The sequence below is a fragment of the Bacillus cereus group sp. BfR-BA-01523 genome (assembly GCF_022662615.1).
In the GTDB taxonomy this organism is placed as follows: Bacteria; Bacillota; Bacilli; order Bacillales; family Bacillaceae_G; genus Bacillus_A; species Bacillus_A mycoides.
Genome location: NZ_JAKUDX010000049.1, coordinates 1 through 229 on the forward strand (window position 1 = coordinate 1; position 229 = coordinate 229).

The window sequence follows — 229 nt, forward strand, 5'->3', positions numbered from 1 at the left end:
TGATAGGTTCGAGGTGGAAGCATGGTGACATGTGGAGCTGACGAATACTAATAGATCGAGGACTTAACCATATAATATGAAGCTAATGTTATCTAGTTTTGAAGGAATATACCTTCAATAGTTTGGTGATGATGGCAGAGAGGTCACACCCGTTCCCATACCGAACACGGAAGTTAAGCTCTCTAGCGCCGATGGTAGTTGGGACCTTGTCCCTGTGAGAGTAGGACGT

Annotated in this window: 1 rRNA gene; it reads left to right on the forward strand. The window is 45.0% G+C overall.

Annotated elements, in window-relative coordinates:
• Positions 1-121: 121 nt before the first annotated feature.
• Positions 122-229 (forward strand): 5S ribosomal RNA (gene rrf / locus MR066_RS27140); the annotation flags it as partial.